Source organism: Pseudomonas sp. YH-1, assembly GCF_051990045.1.
Lineage (GTDB): Bacteria > Pseudomonadota > Gammaproteobacteria > Pseudomonadales > Pseudomonadaceae > Pseudomonas > Pseudomonas nicosulfuronedens.
In genome coordinates this window covers 867501-883283 of sequence record NZ_CP178184.1, presented here as the reverse complement: position 1 = coordinate 883283, position 15783 = coordinate 867501, and the positions used below count along the sequence as shown (strand labels likewise).

Sequence of the window (15783 nt, the reverse complement as noted above, 5' to 3'; positions counted from 1 at the left end):
GCAGAGCCTGGTGCGCTTACATCTCGACGACGATCCGCCCTTCGATCTGCCCGGCACGCATCCGATCAAGGATGGCGTTGATGTCATCCAGCTTGCCGGCGGCGACAGTGGCCTTCACCAAGCCTTCGCCGGCGAAGTCCAGGGCTTCCTGCAGGTCCGCGCGGGTGCCGACGATGGAGCCGGTGATGTGCAGGCCCTTGAGCACCACGTCGAAGATCGGCGTGGGGAAGTCGCCCGGCGGCAGGCCGACCAGCGACACGGTGCCACCGCGGCGGGCCATGCCGATGCCCTGGCCGAAGGCACTGTTGGACACGGCGGTGACGACCACGCCGTGGGCGCCGCCGATATCGCGTTGCACCACTTCGACCGGGTCTTCCTTCTTCGCATTGACGGTCAGGCTGGCGCCGAGCTTGCGCGCCAGTTCCAGCTTCGCGTCGTCGACATCCACGGCCACCACGTGCAGGCCCATGGCCTTGGCGTACTGCACGGCGACGTGGCCCAGGCCACCGATGCCGGAGATCGCCACCCACTGGCCAGGGCGTGCCTCGGTTTCCTTCAGTGCCTTGTAGACCGTGACGCCTGCGCAAAGAATCGGCGCAATCTCGGTGAAGCCGACATTCTTCGGCAGGATGCCGACATAGTTCGGGTCCGCCAGCACGTATTCGGCATAGCCGCCGTTCACCGAGTAGCCGGTGTTCTGCTGGCTCTCGCAGAGAGTCTCCCAGCCGGTCAGGCAGTGCTCGCAGCAGCCGCAGGCGGTGTACAGCCAGGGTACGCCGACGCGATCGCCTTCCTTCACGCGGGTCACGCCGGCACCCACGGCAGCGACGAAGCCGACGCCTTCATGGCCGGGAATGAACGGCAGGCTGGGCTTCACCGGCCAGTCACCTTCGGCGGCGTGCAGGTCGGTATGGCAGACGCCGGAGGCCTCGATCTTCACCAGGATCTGCCCGGGGCCGGGCAGTGGGACTTTGACTTCCTCGATCCGCAGTGGCTCGCCAAAGGCGTGGACGACAGCGGCTTTCATGGTCGTGGGCAGGGTCGTGGACATTGCGCTCGCTCCTTGAAGGGTGAGGGACCTGCCCCGTCCGGGCAGGTTCGTGTCAGACGAGTCTGAGCCTCTGAGCCTAGGCCATCTTGAGCTGCGGCAAGCTTTTTCCCTGTCTCCTGCGAATGGTCTTGCGAAGTATCTTCCGAGATCGTCGCAGGCCTTGCCGGTGTCGGAATGACGAAATCGGGACCAACGGTCATGCCCAGTGCACTGCGCCACATCCTTTGCGGTATACTGCGCCGCCTTCAAGCCGGCACTGCCCGCCGGTTTGGCCACGTACAAGCCACGCCTCCGACGAGCGTGGCTTGTTGGTTTCTGACGCGCCCAAGAGCGCACTTGAGAGAGGCACGACGATGAGCGCACTGGTTGGCGTGATCATGGGTTCCAAATCCGACTGGAGCACCCTGAGCCACACCGCAGACATGCTGGACAAGCTCGGCATTCCGTACGAAGTGAAGGTGGTTTCCGCCCACCGTACTCCGGACCTGCTGTTCCAGTACGCCGAAGAGGCCGATGGCCGCGGCATCGAAGTGATCATCGCCGGCGCCGGCGGTGCCGCCCATCTGCCGGGCATGTGCGCCGCCAAGACCCACCTGCCGGTGCTCGGTGTGCCGGTGCAGTCCTCCATGCTCTCGGGCGTCGATTCGCTGCTGTCCATCGTGCAGATGCCGGCGGGCGTCCCGGTCGCCACCCTGGCCATCGGCAAGGCCGGCGCCACCAACGCAGCCCTGCTGTCCGCCAGCATCCTGGGCGCCAAGTACCCGAAATACCACGAGGCGCTGAAGCAGTTCCGCGCTACCCAGACCGAGACGGTGCTGGACAATCCCGATCCGCGCGAGGCCTGAGTACGACCATGAAGATCGGTGTCATCGGTGGCGGCCAGCTGGGCCGCATGCTGTCCCTGGCGGGCACCCCGCTGGGCATGAACTTCGCCTTCCTCGACCCGGCGCCGGACGCCTGCGCGCAGTCCCTGGGCGAGCACATCCGTGCCGACTACAGCGACCAGGACCACCTGCGCCAGCTGGCCGATGAAGTCGATGTGGTGACCTTCGAGTTCGAGAGCGTGCCGGCCGAGACCGTGGCCTTCCTCTCGCAGTTCGTGCCGGTCTATCCGAACGCCGAGTCGCTGCGCATCGCCCGTGACCGCTGGTTCGAGAAGTCGATGTTCAAGGACCTGGGGATTCCGACCCCGGCCTTCGCCGACGTGCAGTCCCAGGCCGACCTTGACGCCGCGGTGGCCAGCATCGGCCTGCCGGCGGTGATGAAGACCCGCACCCTGGGCTACGACGGCAAGGGCCAGAAGGTCCTGCGCAAGGCCGAGGACGTCAGCGGCGCCTTTGCCGAGCTGGGCAGCGTGCCGTGTATCCTCGAAGGCTTCGTGCCCTTCACCGGCGAAGTCTCGCTGGTGGCGGTACGCGCCCGCGATGGCGAGACCCGCTTCTACCCACTGGTGCACAACACCCACGAGAACGGCATCCTGCGCCTGTCCGTGGCGAGCACCGACCACCCGCTGCAGGCGCTGGCCGAAGACTACGTCGGCCGGGTGCTGGACAAGCTGCAGTACGTGGGCGTCATGGCTTTCGAGTTCTTCGAGGTCGACGGCGGCCTGAAGGCCAACGAAATCGCGCCGCGCGTGCACAACTCCGGCCACTGGACCATCGAAGGTTCCGAGTGCAGCCAGTTCGAGAACCACGTGCGGGCCATCGCCGGCCTGCCGCTGGGCTCGACCGCGAAAGTGGGCGAGAGCGCCATGCTCAACTTCATCGGTGAGGTGCCGCCGGTGGCCGACGTGCTGACCGTTGCCGACTGCCACCTGCACCACTACGGCAAGGCGTTCAAGGCCGGGCGCAAGGTTGGCCACGCCACCCTGCGCAGCGCCGACCTGCCGACCCTGAAGGCGCGCATCGCCGAGGTCGAGGCGTTGATCGCCAAAGTCTGACGGCCCTTCGGGCAAGGTGACTAGAGAAAGCCGCGTCAATCACTGGCGCGGCTTTTTTCATGGTGAGTTCGCGCAGTGATGTAAGGCTCGCGAAACACGGGTAGCCGCTCTGGACCGTGGCAAAACACGGAACGCTGGCGTTTCCTACACTGTCCCATGACAAGCGCGCATCCACAGCGCTCAACCCACAAGGAGGGTTTGTCATGGGATTAATCGGAACCATCGTCATTGGCCTGATCGTTGGACTCATCGCACGCTTCCTCAAGCCCGGCGATGACAGCATGGGCTGGATCATGACCATCCTGATCGGTATCGGCGGCTCGCTGTTGGCCACCTACGGCGGCCAGGCCCTGGGCATTTACGCAGCCGGCCAGGCGGCAGGCTTCATCGGCGCGGTGATCGGTGCCGTCGTGCTGCTGGTCATTTACGGGCTGATCAAGAAGAATTGACGGTGATTTCCGGCCCTCTCCCGCCAGGGGGAGGGTGCTGGAGGAATATCCCGCCTGTGCCCGACCGGGCCTTTCGAGTCCACGATGCGCCGACCATTGCTCGCCTGTTGTCTGATAGTGCTGACCTCCCTGGCGTCCGCCGCCGAACTTCCCGAAACCGACTGGCTGTCCCTGATGCCGCCCAGCGACCGCAAGGCGCTGGAAGACATGCCGGAAATCACCCACAACGGCCCCGAGGCCAACGGCACCTTCACCAACAAGGGCGGGCTGAAACAGTCCGACAAGAAGCTGCCGCAGGTGATGTATTCCACCAAGACAGTGGCCGCCCTCAATGGCAAGGCGCTGCGTCTGGGCGGCTACCCGGTGCCGCTGGAGAATGACGCCAAGGGCCGCGTGACCGAGTTCTTCCTGGTGCCTTACCCGGGCGCCTGCATCCACGTGCCGCCGCCGCCGCCGAACCAGATCGTGCTGGTGCGCTACCCCAAGGGGATCCAGATCGACGATATCTACAACCCGATCTGGGTCAGCGGCACGCTGAAGGTGGAGAAGGTCAGCAATGACCTGGCCGACGCGGCCTACGCCATCGACGACGCCAAGGTGCGTCCGGTGGAAGAGAGCGACCTGTAAGGCTTTACGTAGGGCGTACAACCGTTCGCGGTTGTACGCCGATTCGCCGCACCGTCTACGGCGGATAACGCTGGCGCGTCATGCGCCCTACGGGAGGATCACGCTTCCAGCGGTTCGCTCCAGATTTCCACCTTCATCGTTTCACTGCGCCCCGGCGCCACGCTCATCACGTCGTCCCAGACGCGCGCGGTCTCGATGCAGAGCATGTCCTGCCAGGCGTCGTCCGCGAATTGCGACAGGCGCGCGGCTTTGTCGATCCAGGGGTTCCACACGACCGCCGAGCGCGAGCCACTGGCCTGGAGGTGGATGCCGCGCTCCCAGACCGGATCGCGGATCACCAGCGGTTTCTCCAGGTCCAGGTAGATGCGGTCGGTTTCCCCGGCGATGCGCACCACCCCGTGCTGCTCGCGCAGCTCCCAGTTCTCCAGGGTTTCCACGTAGCGGCAGCCCTGCAGCCCATCGATGCTGACCTGGCGCACGTCGCCCACGGCAAAGTAGGTGTGCAGCGCCTGGCTGACCGGCAACGGCGTATCGCCCAGGTTGTGGGTGGTCATCTCCAGCGTCAGGCGCTCCCCGAAGCGCATCACCACTTCCAGTCGCGCCGAGTGCGCCCAGCCGGGCAGGCCGTTGCGTGCATCGAAGCTGAAATGCACGGAGAGTTGGCCCAGTTCGTCAGCGATATCGTCCAACTGCCAATCTACAGCGCGCACCAGACCGTGTGCGGGTGCCTTGTCGCTCCGGTAGGCGGTACGGACTTCGACCGGGTTGCGCTCCAGGTTGCCGAACCACGGCCAGCAAACCGGCACCCCGCCACGTACGGACTGGCCGTGGTGGTACTCGGCGGTCTCGCTCAGCCACACCAGCGGCGGCTGTTCGTGGGGCTGGTAGCTGAGCAGTTGCGCCCCCTGCTGGGCGATCAGGGCTTCACCATGGGCGGTATGGATGCGCCAGCAGGGCAACTGGTCGATCTGTACCTGCTCGACGCGGGGAGTCTGGATGTCGCTGCTCATGGTGGTCTCCGGGACTGCGATGCGAAAGGTTCAGTATCACCGATCCTTCGCGCACCGGGCAGTTCCCGGAGAATGAAAAGATCAGCTCTGGCGCAGGGCCTCGAGCCGCTCTCTCTGCCGGCCACTGGCATCGAAGTTGGCCGCGTCCAGCCAGCGCTCGAAGGCCTGCTGGCAGCGTGGCCATTCGCTGTCGATGATGGAGAACCAGGCGGTATCGCGGTTGCGGTCCTTCACAACCGTGGCTTGGCGGAAGGTGCCCTCGAAGACGAAGCCCAGGCGCGCGGCGGCGCGCATGGAGCGGGCGTTGAGCGCATTGCACTTCCATTCGAGGCGGCGGTAGCGCATCTCGAAGGCCCAGCGGGCCAGCAGGTAGACCGCCTCGGTGGAGGCCGGCGAGCGCTGCATCACGCGCCCGTAGGCGATGTGGCCGATCTCGATGCTGCCGTCCTTGGGGAATATCCGCAGGTAGCTGAGCAGACCAACTGCGCGGCCGCTCGTGCGGTCGATCACGGCGAAGAACAGCGGGTCGTTGCTCGCCGCATTGCCCGCCAGCCAGGCATCGAAAGGCGCGCGCTCGGGGAAGGGACCGTAGGGCAGGTAGTCCCAGAGCACGGGGTCGGAGTCCGGGCCTTGCAGCGCTTGCCACAGGTCATCACCGTGGAGGGCAACGTCCAGCGGCGCCAGGTTGATGGTGCGGCCGGTCAGGGTGCGGCGTTCGGGGCTGGCGGCGGGACGCCAGTTCAGCAGGGGTTGGTCGTTCATGGGCGCTCCGGCTCAGAGGATCTTGCGGTACTGGACGAACCCGGAGCGGTCGGCGATCCGGTCGTAGAGGAACATGGCGTCGGTGTTGCTCTCGTGGGTCAGCCAGTGCACCCGCGAGGCGCCATTTGCGCGGGCGTCGGCGTAGACGTGCTCGATCAGCTGCGCGCCGATACCGCCGCCGCGCTGGCCTTCGGCGACGTACAGGTCCTGCAGGTAGACGTAGTCGCCCTGGGTCCAGCAGGAACGGTGGTAGATGAAGTGCACCAGGCCGATGGCAACGCCGTCGCGCCAGGCAAGCGCAGCGTGCATCGGCTCGGTGGCGTCGAGGAAGCGCTGCCAGGTGACCGCGCTGGTGGCGTCGTCGATGGTGGTCTTGTAGAAGCGCTGATAACCCAGCCAGAGCGGCAGCCAGGCGGCGTGATCATCGGCGGTGATCGGGCGGATCTCGACAGCGGAAGACATGGTGGCGACCTTGTGTGCGTTGGAATGCTCCCAGCCTAGGCGCTGAATTGGTTCTGCTAAAGAGCCATTCATGATCAAATCAGAGGAACCATTACCGCTGCACTGGAAGCTGTTCCATGAGTATCCCGTTGCCTTTCAACCCTTCTGGAATCCGCCTCGACCCAGCCCGTCCGCTGGGTGTGCAGCTGTTCCAGGCATTGCGCGAGCGAATCCTTGATGGTCGTCTCGCGGCCCGCTCGCGGTTGCCGGCCAGTCGTGATCTGGCCTCTTCGCTTGGTGTTTCCCGCAATACCGTGGTGCGCGCCTACGAACAGCTTTACGCCGAGGGGTATATCGAGGGGCGCACGGGTGATGGAACCTATGTCGCCGAACGCGTGCAGCCTTCGGTGGACATAGCGCGTAGCGAAGCGCGCAGCCTTGATGTACCCGCCCTGGAGCGCCTCGCACGGCACCACCTGCCGCTGCCTCCAACGGGGGCGCCGCGAGCATTCCGGGTCGGCGTGCCGGCTTTCGATCTCTTTCCCTTCGATACCTGGGCGCGGCTGCAGGCGCGCTTCTGGCGCGATCCGCCGCTGGATTGCCTGGGCTATGGTGACCCGGCTGGTGAGCAGCGCCTGCGCGAGCTGGTCGCCGCCTATCTGCGCACGACCCGTGGCCTGCACTGCGACGCCGGGCAGATCATCATCACCAGTGGCGCCCAGCAGGGCATCACGCTGTGCGCCCAGGTGCTGCTTGCCCAGGGTGACGGCGCGGCCATCGAGAACCCCGGCTACCGTGCCGCTGGCCACGCTTTTGCCACCGCAGGGGCGCGGCTGCACGGCGTGGCGGTTGATGCCGACGGCCTGCGAACGGACCAGCTGGATAGCCTGCCCGACTGCCGGCTGGTCTATGTCACGCCGTCGCACCAGTATCCGACGGGGGTGACGCTCTCCCTGGCGCGACGCCTGGAGTTGCTTGAGTGGGCCGAGCGCAGCGGTGGCTGGATAGTCGAGGACGACTACGACGGCGAGTACCGCTACAGCGGGACGCCGCTGATGCCGCTGGCGGCCCTGGATCGCCATGACCGGGTGCTCTACGTCGGCACCTTCTGCAAGATCGCCTTCCCGGCGTTGCGCCTGGGTTATCTGGTTGTCCCGCCGGCGCTGGCGCAGCCCTTCGCTCGCCGCCGCGCGCTGGATGTGCGTCATTCCGAAGTCGGTACCCAGCGGGTGATGGCGGACTTCATCGCCGAAGGGCACTTCCAGCGCCACGTCCGGCGCATGCGTCGGGCTGCGCGCAGTCGACGCGACGCGCTGCTGCGTGGCTGGCCGGAGGTGAGCGGCTGCGCGCCGATGCCGGTGGTGGAAGCGGGATTGCACCTGTGCGTACGGGTCGATAGCCGCGAGCGCGAGCGGGAGTTGGTGCAGTGCGCCGCTGCCGTGGGCGTGGAGGTGAATGCGCTGAGCGACTACTGGTTGCCGGAGTCCGCCGAGCCGGCGGATCAGCGGGCCGGACTGGTGCTGGGCTTCGCGGCGGTGCCGGAGGCGCGGATCGCCGAGGCGCTCAAGACCCTGCGCAAGGCCTGGAAATAAGGCGGCCCTTGTAACTCCCGGCTATTTCCTTAGCTGCCTTACGAAGTTGGCGGGAGGCGCTACGCTCCCTAGAATATCGCCCCTCTCGAAAACCCCCGGAGCCGCCATGAGCCTAGCCCTGTCCACCGTCCCCGAGCGCAAGTCCAGCGCGCTCTGGGTCGCCTTCCTCCTGCTGCTGGCGGGTGCGCTGTTCCTCGCCCAGGTGGTGAGCGGCCGCCAGGCCCTGCTGTTCCTGGTCGGCGGTGCGTTGGGACTGACGCTCTACCACGCGGCTTTCGGCTTCACTTCCGCCTGGCGTGTGTTCATCCGTGAGCGCCGTGGTGCGGGCCTGCGTGCGCAGATGGTGATGCTGGCTATCGCGGTACTGCTGTTCTTCCCCGCTCTGGCGGCCGGCACGCTGTTCGGAGAGCCGGTTAAGGGGCTGGTGTCGCCGGCCGGTACGTCGGTCATCGTCGGCGCCTTCATTTTCGGCATCGGCATGCAGTTGGGCGGCGGTTGCGCCTCGGGCACGCTGTTCACCGTGGGTGGTGGCAACGCGCGGATGCTGGTGACGCTGCTGTTCTTCATCATCGGTTCGGTGATTGCCACCCACCATATCGGTTGGTGGTTCGCCCTGCCGTCACTGCCACCGACCTCCATCGTGCAGTCGCTCGGCCTGTTCCCGGCGCTGGCGGTGAGCCTGGCGCTGTTTGCCGCCATCGCCGCCGTCAGCGTGGTGCTGGAACGCCGTCGCCATGGCGTGCTTGAGCTCATCGCCAGCAACGGCGAGAAGGGCATCGGTCGACTCTTCCGTGGCCCCTGGCCGCTGGTGTGGGGTGCAGTCGCACTGGCGCTGCTGAACTTCGCCACCCTGGCGCTGGCCGGGCGTCCGTGGGGCGTCACCTCGGCTTTCGCCCTGTGGGGCGCGAAGGCGTTCGAGAGTCTTGGCATCGCCGTTGACCAATGGGCCTTCTGGCAGGTCGACGCCAACGCCAAGGCGCTGGCCGCGCCGGTCTGGCAGGACGTCACCAGCGTGATGGACTTCGGCATCATGATCGGTGCGCTGCTGGCCGCCGGCCTCGCCGGGCGTTTCGCACCGAGCCTGAAGATTCCCGCGCGCTCGCTGATTGCGGCGGTGATCGGCGGCTTGCTGCTGGGCTACGGCGCGCGTCTGGCCTACGGCTGCAACATTGGCGCGTACTTCAGCGGCATCGCCTCCGGCAGCCTGCACGGCTGGCTGTGGCTGGTCGCAGCGTTCTTCGGCAACGCGGTGGGCGTACGCCTGCGGCCGATCTTCTTCCCTGCCGAACGCGTGGAAGAGCGCCTGACCGGCTGCTGAGTCAGGCCGGGCGGGGCGTCCCGCGCTCCGCCCAGTAGGTCTGCTTGTGGCCGTGGGCCTGGTAGTCCCGCGCCAGGGCTTCGGCCTCGGCGCGGGTCAGCTGACGGCGCATGACGAAGCTGTTGCCGTTGTCGTCCAGGCGCAACAGACACCAATCCCGCTCTTCAGGCATTGAAGGTCGAGGTCTTGCGCAGGCGCAGCGCGAGCAGGATCAGCAGGACGCCGAAGAACACCGAGTAGGCGCCGATCACCCAGGCCACGGCAATCGCCCCGGCCCCGGGGTTGCCGATCATCAGCACGCCGAACAGCACCGACACCGCGCCGGAAAGCCCCAGCCACCACTCATTCTGCAGTGCCTTGCGCAGGCGAATCGCCGCGATGATCTGCAGCACGCCCATCACCAATGCCCAGCCGGCGATGAGCATGAGCAGGCCCAGGGCGGTTAGCTGTGGCCAGAGGAAGGCGACCAGCCCGGCTGCGATCCCCAGCAATCCCACCAGCACCAGTGGCCACAAGGGCCGGCCGGATTCGCGCATCTGCGCGGCGGCGATCAGGGTGAACAGGCCGTCGATGAAGGCATAGGCGCCGAAGAACAGCACCATCACGGTGAGCACGATTCCCGGCCAGACCATGGCCAGGATGCCGAACAGCAGGGCGGCGACGCCACGCAGGGCGATCCATTTCCAGTGGCGGCCCAGGGCTTGCCAGAGCGGGTGTTGCGACATGGCGGCGATCCTCGCGAGGGGTATGGCAGAAACCATAGTCGCTGGCGCGCGGCGCGGGCCCTGACGTGGGGCAAAAGAAAGCCCGGCACGGGCCGGGCTGTGAAGGGCCCGTCGCAACGGGCAGGTGCCGTCAGGCGACGTCACCGGGGAGAGCGGCTGCGACACATTCGGCGCGGATTCTGCGATCCTTGCGGGTTGGAATGAGGCGTAGCGATGAACGGTATGGGCGCCCGCCATGTGGGCGCTTCGAAGGTGTTGATGCAACGCAGCATATTCTTAGTTGATTGAGCGTTCAATAAAAAACGAATAGACTGGCCCACAGTATCGCCGGACGGCACAGGTACGCCCGGCGAAGAGGAGATTCGAAATGCCCAAGGTCGGTATGCAGCCGATTCGCCGCTCCCAACTGATCCACGCGACCCTTGAGGCGGTGGACCAGGTGGGCATGAGCGACGCCAGCATCGCCCTGATCGCCCGCCTCGCGGGGGTCTCCAACGGCATCATCAGCCACTACTTCCAGGACAAGAACGGACTGCTGGAAGCGACGATGCGACATTTGATGTCGGCATTGAGCAAGGCCGTCGCCGAGCGCCGCGCTACCTTGCGCAACGACGAACCGCGCTCGCACCTGCGGGCCATCATCGCCGGCAACTTCGACAGCTCCCAGGTCAACGGTCCGGCCATGAAAACCTGGCTGGCGTTCTGGGCGACCAGCATGCACCAGCCGGCGCTGCGCCGATTGCAGCGGATCAACGACCACCGGCTGTATTCGAACCTGTGCAGCCAGTTCCGTCGCGAACTGCCGCTGGCCCAGGCCCGCAGCGCCGCTCGCGGGCTGGCCGCACTGATCGATGGCCTCTGGCTGCGGGGCGCGCTTTCGGGCGACGCCTTCGATACCGAGCAGGCGTTGGCGATTGCCTACGACTACCTCGACCAACAACTGGCCAAGCGCCCCGGATAGCGGGCGCAGCCTTGCGCTGACACCGACAAGAGAGGACCACCGCACCATGGCTCGATTCGAAGTACAGAAGCTCTACATTGGCGGTCGCTACGTGGAAGCCACCAGCGGCGCCACCTTCGAGACCATCAATCCGGCCAACGGTGAAGTCCTTGCCCAGGTACAGCGTGCGTCGAAGGACGACGTCGAGCGCGCCGTGCAGGCGGCGGTGGAAGGGCAGAAAGTCTGGGCGGCGATGACTGCCATGCAGCGCTCGCGCATCCTGCGCCGCGCCGTCGATATCCTCCGCGAGCGCAATGACGAGCTGGCGGAACTGGAGACCCTCGACACCGGCAAGCCGCTGGCCGAGACCCGCTACGTCGACATCGTCACCGGTGCCGACGTGCTCGAGTACTACGCCGGGCTGGTGCCCGCCATCGAGGGCGAGCAGATCCCGCTGCGCGAGACCAGCTTCGTCTACACCCGCCGCGAGCCGCTGGGCGTGGTGGCCGGCATCGGCGCCTGGAATTACCCGATCCAGATCGCCCTGTGGAAATCCGCCCCGGCCCTGGCCGCCGGCAACGCGATGATCTTCAAGCCCAGTGAGGTCACTCCGCTGACCGCGCTGAAGCTCGCCGAAATCTACACCGAGGCCGGCCTGCCCGACGGCGTGTTCAACGTGCTCACCGGCAGCGGTCGCGAAGTCGGCCAGTGGCTGACCGAGCACCCGGTGATCGAGAAGATTTCCTTCACTGGCGGCACCTCCACCGGCAAGAAGGTCATGGCCAGCGCTTCCAGCTCTTCGCTCAAGGAAGTCACCATGGAGCTGGGCGGCAAGTCGCCGCTGATCATCTTCGAAGACGCGAACCTCGACCGCGCCGCCGATATCGCCGTCATGGCCAACTTCTTCAGCTCCGGCCAGGTTTGCACCAACGGCACCCGCGTGTTCATTCCGCGCAACCTGCAGGCACGCTTCGAGGCCAAGGTGCTGGAGCGCGTCAAGCGCATCCGCCTGGGCAACCCGCAGGACGAGAACACCAACTTCGGCCCGCTGGTGAGCTTCCCGCACATGGAGAGCGTGCTCTCCTATATCGAGTCCGGCAAAGAACAGAAGGCCCGCCTGCTGTGCGGTGGCGAGCGCGTCACCCATGGCGAGTTCGGCCAGGGCGCGTATGTCGCCCCGACCGTGTTCACCGACTGCCGTGACGACATGACCATCGTCCGCGAGGAAATCTTCGGGCCGGTCATGAGCATCCTCGTCTACGACAGCGAAGACGAGGCCATCCGCCGCGCCAACGACACTGAGTACGGCCTCGCCGCCGGCGTCGTGACCCAGGACCTGGCCCGTGCGCACAGGGCGATCCACCGCCTCGAAGCAGGCATCTGCTGGATCAACACCTGGGGCGAGTCGCCGGCCGAGATGCCGGTTGGCGGATACAAGCAATCGGGTGTCGGTCGTGAGAACGGCCTGACCACCCTGGCTCACTACACTCGCATCAAATCCGTACAGGTTGAGCTGGGCGACTACACCTCGGTGTTCTGATCGCCGCGATCGAGCCATGAAAGGCCGGTCGCAGGCATGACTCCCTGACCACCGGCCATTCCCAACACGCAGACACCGGCGCGCGCGCGTCGCGGGCGGTGTCGTGCCTGAAAAAGAGGAAGGCCTGCATGTCCCAGGAATACGACTACATCATCATCGGCGCCGGTTCCGCCGGTAACGTACTGGCTACGCGCCTGACCGAGGACGTCGACGTCAGTGTCCTGTTGCTCGAAGCCGGCGGCCCGGACTACCGTGCCGATTTCCGCACCCAGATGCCCGCCGCGCTGGCCTACCCGCTGCAGGGTCGCCGCTACAACTGGGCGTACCTGACCGACCCGGAGCCCTACATGAACAACCGCCGCATGGAGTGCGGGCGCGGCAAGGGCCTGGGCGGTTCCTCGTTGATCAATGGCATGTGCTACATCCGCGGCAACGCCATGGACTTCGACGGCTGGGCGCAGGAAAAGGGACTGGAAGACTGGACCTACCTCGATTGCCTGCCGTATTTCCGCAAGGCCGAGACCCGTGACATCGGCCCCAACGACTACCACGGCGGCAGCGGCCCGGTGAGCGTCACTACGCCCAAGGCCGGTAACAACCCGCTGTTCCACGCCATGGTCGAGGCCGGCGTGCAGGCGGGCTATCCGCGTACCGAGGACCTCAACGGTTACCAGCAGGAAGGCTTCGGTCCGATGGACCGCACCGTCACTCCGCAAGGTCGCCGCGCCAGTACCGCCCGTGGCTATCTGGACCAGGCCCGCGAACGACCGAACCTGACCATCGTTACCCACGCGTTGACCGACCGCATCCTGTTCAACGGTAAGCGCGCCATCGGCGCGACCTATCTGCATGGCGATGACAATGCGCTGACCGAAGTGCGTGCACGCCGCGAAGTGCTGGTGTGCTCCGGCGCCATCGCTTCTCCGCAGCTGTTGCAGCGCTCCGGCGTTGGTCCGTCCGCCCTGCTGCGGGACCTGGGTATCGAGGTCGTTCACGATCTGCCCGGTGTCGGCCAGAACCTCCAGGACCACCTGGAGATGTACCTGCAGTACGCCTGCAAGCAACCGGTATCGTTGTATCCGGCACTGCAGTGGTGGAACCAGCCGCAGATCGGCGCGGAATGGATGTTCCTCGGCACCGGCCTGGGCGCGAGCAACCAGTTCGAGGCCGGCGGCTTCATCCGCAGTCGTCCGGAATTCGAGTGGCCGAACATCCAGTACCACTTCCTGCCGGTGGCGATTAACTACAACGGCAGCAATGCAGTGAGCGAGCACGGCTTCCAGGCTCATGTCGGTTCCATGCGCTCTCCCAGTCGCGGGCGGATCAACCTGACCTCCCGCGATCCGCGCAAGCACCCGAGCATCCTGTTCAACTACATGTCCTGCGAGCAGGACTGGCAGGAGTTCCGCGACGGCATCCGCCTCACCCGCGAGATCATGAACCAGCCGGCCCTGGACCCTTATCGCGGGCGCGAGATCAGTCCGGGCCTGGATCAGCAGAGCGACGCCGATCTGGATGCTTTCATTCGCGAGCATGCGGAAACGGCTTTCCACCCGTCCTGCTCCTGCAAGATGGGCGAAGACGACATGGCGGTGGTCGATGGCGAAGGCCGCGTGCACGGTATGGAAGGGCTGCGGGTGATCGATGCGTCGATCATGCCGCTGATCATCACCGGCAACCTCAACGCCACCACCATCATGATGGCCGAGAAACTCGCCGATAAGGTGCGCGGTCGCCCAGCTCTGACTCGCAGCACTGCTGACTACTACAAGGCCAACGGCGCGCCGGTGCGCGGAAAACCGCAGCGCTGATGCTGAAAGACCAGACGTAAGGCAGAGACGAAAACGCCGGCGAGAGAGCCGGCGTTTTCAGTTTTCAGCCACGACGCGGAGGAACTGGTCGGGTACGGCCGCTACCGTCGATGGCGACGAAGACGAAGACCGCCTCGGTGACCTTGCGCCATTCGCTGGACAGCGGGTCATCGCTCCAGACCTCGACCAGCATACGGATCGAGCTGCGGCCCACTTCCAGGGTCTGGGTATAGAAGGAGAGCTGAGCGCCGACGGCGACCGGGACCAGGAAGGCCATACGGTCGATGGCTACCGTGGCCACTCGGCCTCCGGCAATGCGGCTGGACATGGCGGTTCCGGCGAGATCCATCTGCGCCACCAGCCAGCCACCGAAGATGTCGCCAAAGCCGTTGGTCTCACGCGGCAGGGCGGTGATCTGCAAGGCAAGGTCGCCTTGCGGGATGGGATCTTCTTGTTCGAGCTCGATCATAGGTAAGGGCCTCTTGCCCCCGGCATACTCATGGTGAGGTTATGGAAAAACTCTCCCAAGACACCTGCCGGCGCAAGGCCTTGGGACAGCTTTTGATCGGCCTGCCCGCATTATATAGAGGGAGGACCGGCGCGACGACCGCAGGATGGGGTGAAATTCCCGCGGGCGCGGCCGCTGTGTCGCCTCCGCGCAATTTGCTATGGTGCGGCACCTGCGGCTGCCGGCCGCAGCCTCCTTGCCTGCAGAGATAACAAGCACCATGCCTTCTGTGAACGCTCCTGCCGCGCCCGCGTCACGTCCGTTGACCCGCAGCGACTACAAGACTCTTTCGCTGTCCGCCCTGGGCGGCGCCCTCGAGTTCTACGACTTCATCATCTTCGTGTTCTTCGCCACCGTGGTCGGCAAGCTGTTCTTCCCCGCCGACATGCCCGACTGGCTGCGCCAGCTGCAGACTTTCGGCCTGTTCGCCGCCGGCTACCTGGCCCGACCGCTGGGGGGGGTGGTGATGGCCCACTTCGGCGACCTGCTGGGCCGCAAGAAGATGTTCACCCTGAGCATCTTCCTGATGGCCGTACCGACGCTGATCATGGGCCTACTGCCCACCTACGCGCAGATCGGTATCTGGGCGCCGCTGGCGCTCCTGCTGCTGCGCGTCATCCAGGGCGCGGCCATTGGTGGTGAAGTGCCGGGCGCCTGGGTCTTCGTGGCCGAGCACGTCCCGCATCGCCATGTGGGCTATGCCTGTGGCACGCTCACGTCGGGTCTGACCGCGGGCATCCTCATCGGTTCGCTGGTGGCGACATTGATCAACAGTGTCTACAGCGCCGAGGAAGTGCAGGGCTACGCCTGGCGCATCCCGTTCCTGCTGGGCGGCATCTTCGGCCTGTTCTCGGTCTACCTGCGCCGCTGGCTGCACGAAACGCCGGTGTTCGCCGAACTGCAGCTGCGCAAGCAACTGGCCGAGGAAGTGCCGCTGGGCGTGGTGGTGCGTGAGCACCGTCCGGCCATCGTGCTGTCCATGCTGCTGACCTGGGTGCTGTCCGCCGGCATCGTGGTGGTGATCCTGATGACGCCGTCGGTGCTGCAGACTGTCTATGGCTTCGATGCTG

At 65.9% G+C, this 15783-nt stretch carries 17 protein-coding genes (1 of these 17 cut by a window edge); 10 read left to right on the top strand and 7 right to left on the bottom strand.

From position 1 onward, the window contains the following. Positions 1 to 16 precede the first annotated feature (16 nt). Positions 17 to 1051, bottom strand: coding sequence for an alcohol dehydrogenase AdhP (adhP, locus tag ACKI1H_RS04010; protein WP_038803792.1), 1035 nt, complete (start codon positions 1049 to 1051; stop codon positions 17 to 19). Between the two features lie 353 nt (positions 1052 to 1404). On the opposite strand from adhP, the gene purE reads away from it, so the two are divergent. The 4 genes from purE (at position 1405) to ACKI1H_RS03990 (ending at position 4066) form a co-directional block, all read left to right on the top strand. Then, positions 1405 to 1896, top strand: a complete 492-nt coding sequence (gene purE / locus ACKI1H_RS04005) for a 5-(carboxyamino)imidazole ribonucleotide mutase (RefSeq protein WP_024766741.1) — start codon at positions 1405 to 1407, stop codon at positions 1894 to 1896. Positions 1897 to 1904: 8 nt separating this feature from the next. Continuing rightward, positions 1905 to 2990, top strand: coding sequence for a 5-(carboxyamino)imidazole ribonucleotide synthase (locus ACKI1H_RS04000; RefSeq protein WP_440467706.1), 1086 nt, complete (start codon positions 1905 to 1907; stop codon positions 2988 to 2990). 203 nt (positions 2991 to 3193) lie between these two features. Continuing rightward, positions 3194 to 3439, top strand: a complete 246-nt coding sequence (locus tag ACKI1H_RS03995) for a GlsB/YeaQ/YmgE family stress response membrane protein (protein WP_138523182.1) — start codon at positions 3194 to 3196, stop codon at positions 3437 to 3439. Between the two features lie 84 nt (positions 3440 to 3523). Further along, a complete protein-coding gene (locus ACKI1H_RS03990) occupies positions 3524 to 4066 on the top strand; it encodes a DUF3299 domain-containing protein (RefSeq protein ID WP_045214119.1) in 543 nt (180 codons plus the stop codon). A gap of 98 nt (positions 4067 to 4164) precedes the next feature. Here the strand turns inward: ACKI1H_RS03990 and ACKI1H_RS03985 are convergent, their stop codons facing one another. From ACKI1H_RS03985 to ACKI1H_RS03975, 3 genes are all read right to left on the bottom strand, one after another. Then, on the bottom strand, positions 4165 to 5076 hold the full coding sequence (locus ACKI1H_RS03985; RefSeq protein ID WP_440467705.1) for a D-hexose-6-phosphate mutarotase: 912 nt from the start codon (positions 5074 to 5076) through the stop codon (positions 4165 to 4167). Positions 5077 to 5157: 81 nt separating this feature from the next. Next, a complete protein-coding gene (locus tag ACKI1H_RS03980; protein ID WP_440467704.1) occupies positions 5158 to 5838 on the bottom strand; it encodes a GNAT family N-acetyltransferase in 681 nt (226 codons plus the stop codon). A 12-nt stretch (positions 5839 to 5850) separates the two neighbouring features. Next, positions 5851 to 6300, bottom strand: coding sequence for an N-acetyltransferase family protein (locus ACKI1H_RS03975; RefSeq protein WP_440467703.1), 450 nt, complete (start codon positions 6298 to 6300; stop codon positions 5851 to 5853). A gap of 116 nt (positions 6301 to 6416) precedes the next feature. On the opposite strand from ACKI1H_RS03975, the gene pdxR reads away from it, so the two are divergent. Together pdxR and ACKI1H_RS03965 are read left to right on the top strand one after the other, a co-directional pair. Next, positions 6417 to 7871: a MocR-like pyridoxine biosynthesis transcription factor PdxR gene (pdxR, locus tag ACKI1H_RS03970; protein WP_440467702.1), complete on the top strand. Its 1455-nt coding sequence runs from the start codon at positions 6417 to 6419 to the stop codon at positions 7869 to 7871. Between the two features lie 106 nt (positions 7872 to 7977). Beyond that, positions 7978 to 9189, top strand: coding sequence for a YeeE/YedE family protein (locus ACKI1H_RS03965; protein WP_440467701.1), 1212 nt, complete (start codon positions 7978 to 7980; stop codon positions 9187 to 9189). Position 9190: 1 nt separating this feature from the next. Here the strand turns inward: ACKI1H_RS03965 and ACKI1H_RS03960 are convergent, their stop codons facing one another. Beyond that, positions 9191 to 9361, bottom strand: coding sequence for a hypothetical protein (locus ACKI1H_RS03960; protein WP_440467700.1), 171 nt, complete (start codon positions 9359 to 9361; stop codon positions 9191 to 9193). Beyond that, on the bottom strand, positions 9354 to 9914 hold the full coding sequence (locus tag ACKI1H_RS03955) for an HdeD family acid-resistance protein (RefSeq protein ID WP_138523167.1): 561 nt from the start codon (positions 9912 to 9914) through the stop codon (positions 9354 to 9356). The genes ACKI1H_RS03960 and ACKI1H_RS03955 overlap by 8 nt, the downstream gene beginning before the upstream one ends. A gap of 367 nt (positions 9915 to 10281) precedes the next feature. On the opposite strand from ACKI1H_RS03955, the gene betI reads away from it, so the two are divergent. The 3 genes from betI (at position 10282) to betA (ending at position 14205) form a co-directional block, all read left to right on the top strand. Continuing rightward, on the top strand, positions 10282 to 10875 hold the full coding sequence (betI, locus tag ACKI1H_RS03950) for a transcriptional regulator BetI (protein ID WP_045214133.1): 594 nt from the start codon (positions 10282 to 10284) through the stop codon (positions 10873 to 10875). Between the two features lie 46 nt (positions 10876 to 10921). After that, on the top strand, positions 10922 to 12394 hold the full coding sequence (gene betB / locus ACKI1H_RS03945) for a betaine-aldehyde dehydrogenase (RefSeq protein ID WP_440467699.1): 1473 nt from the start codon (positions 10922 to 10924) through the stop codon (positions 12392 to 12394). A gap of 128 nt (positions 12395 to 12522) precedes the next feature. Then, a complete protein-coding gene (gene betA / locus ACKI1H_RS03940; RefSeq protein WP_440467698.1) occupies positions 12523 to 14205 on the top strand; it encodes a choline dehydrogenase in 1683 nt (560 codons plus the stop codon). A gap of 64 nt (positions 14206 to 14269) precedes the next feature. Here betA and ACKI1H_RS03935 read toward each other — a convergent pair whose 3' ends face one another. Then, positions 14270 to 14674 carry an acyl-CoA thioesterase gene (locus tag ACKI1H_RS03935; RefSeq protein ID WP_017521585.1) on the bottom strand — a complete coding sequence of 135 codons (405 nt, stop codon included), beginning with the start codon at positions 14672 to 14674 and terminating at the stop codon, positions 14270 to 14272. Positions 14675 to 14933: 259 nt separating this feature from the next. On the opposite strand from ACKI1H_RS03935, the gene ACKI1H_RS03930 reads away from it, so the two are divergent. Further along, positions 14934 to 15783, top strand: partial view of an MFS transporter gene (locus tag ACKI1H_RS03930; protein WP_138523161.1) — the 5' portion only. Its footprint extends 470 nt past the window's final position; 850 of the gene's 1320 nt are visible here — the first part of the coding sequence; the start codon lies at positions 14934 to 14936; its stop codon lies off the right edge, out of view.

What these genes read in the sequence shown, in the direction of transcription:
- adhP (WP_038803792.1), bottom strand. Translation starts at nt 1,051, where the DNA reads ATGTCCACGACCCTGCCCACGACCATGAAAGCCGCTGTCGTCCACGCC.
- purE (WP_024766741.1), top strand. Translation starts at nt 1,405, where the DNA reads ATGAGCGCACTGGTTGGCGTGATCATGGGTTCCAAATCCGACTGGAGC.
- ACKI1H_RS04000 (WP_440467706.1), top strand. Translation starts at nt 1,905, where the DNA reads ATGAAGATCGGTGTCATCGGTGGCGGCCAGCTGGGCCGCATGCTGTCC.
- ACKI1H_RS03995 (WP_138523182.1), top strand. Translation starts at nt 3,194, where the DNA reads ATGGGATTAATCGGAACCATCGTCATTGGCCTGATCGTTGGACTCATC.
- ACKI1H_RS03990 (WP_045214119.1), top strand. Translation starts at nt 3,524, where the DNA reads ATGCGCCGACCATTGCTCGCCTGTTGTCTGATAGTGCTGACCTCCCTG.
- ACKI1H_RS03985 (WP_440467705.1), bottom strand. Translation starts at nt 5,076, where the DNA reads ATGAGCAGCGACATCCAGACTCCCCGCGTCGAGCAGGTACAGATCGAC.
- ACKI1H_RS03980 (WP_440467704.1), bottom strand. Translation starts at nt 5,838, where the DNA reads ATGAACGACCAACCCCTGCTGAACTGGCGTCCCGCCGCCAGCCCCGAA.
- ACKI1H_RS03975 (WP_440467703.1), bottom strand. Translation starts at nt 6,300, where the DNA reads ATGTCTTCCGCTGTCGAGATCCGCCCGATCACCGCCGATGATCACGCC.
- pdxR (WP_440467702.1), top strand. Translation starts at nt 6,417, where the DNA reads ATGAGTATCCCGTTGCCTTTCAACCCTTCTGGAATCCGCCTCGACCCA.
- ACKI1H_RS03965 (WP_440467701.1), top strand. Translation starts at nt 7,978, where the DNA reads ATGAGCCTAGCCCTGTCCACCGTCCCCGAGCGCAAGTCCAGCGCGCTC.
- ACKI1H_RS03960 (WP_440467700.1), bottom strand. Translation starts at nt 9,361, where the DNA reads ATGCCTGAAGAGCGGGATTGGTGTCTGTTGCGCCTGGACGACAACGGC.
- ACKI1H_RS03955 (WP_138523167.1), bottom strand. Translation starts at nt 9,914, where the DNA reads ATGTCGCAACACCCGCTCTGGCAAGCCCTGGGCCGCCACTGGAAATGG.
- betI (WP_045214133.1), top strand. Translation starts at nt 10,282, where the DNA reads ATGCCCAAGGTCGGTATGCAGCCGATTCGCCGCTCCCAACTGATCCAC.
- betB (WP_440467699.1), top strand. Translation starts at nt 10,922, where the DNA reads ATGGCTCGATTCGAAGTACAGAAGCTCTACATTGGCGGTCGCTACGTG.
- betA (WP_440467698.1), top strand. Translation starts at nt 12,523, where the DNA reads ATGTCCCAGGAATACGACTACATCATCATCGGCGCCGGTTCCGCCGGT.
- ACKI1H_RS03935 (WP_017521585.1), bottom strand. Translation starts at nt 14,674, where the DNA reads ATGATCGAGCTCGAACAAGAAGATCCCATCCCGCAAGGCGACCTTGCC.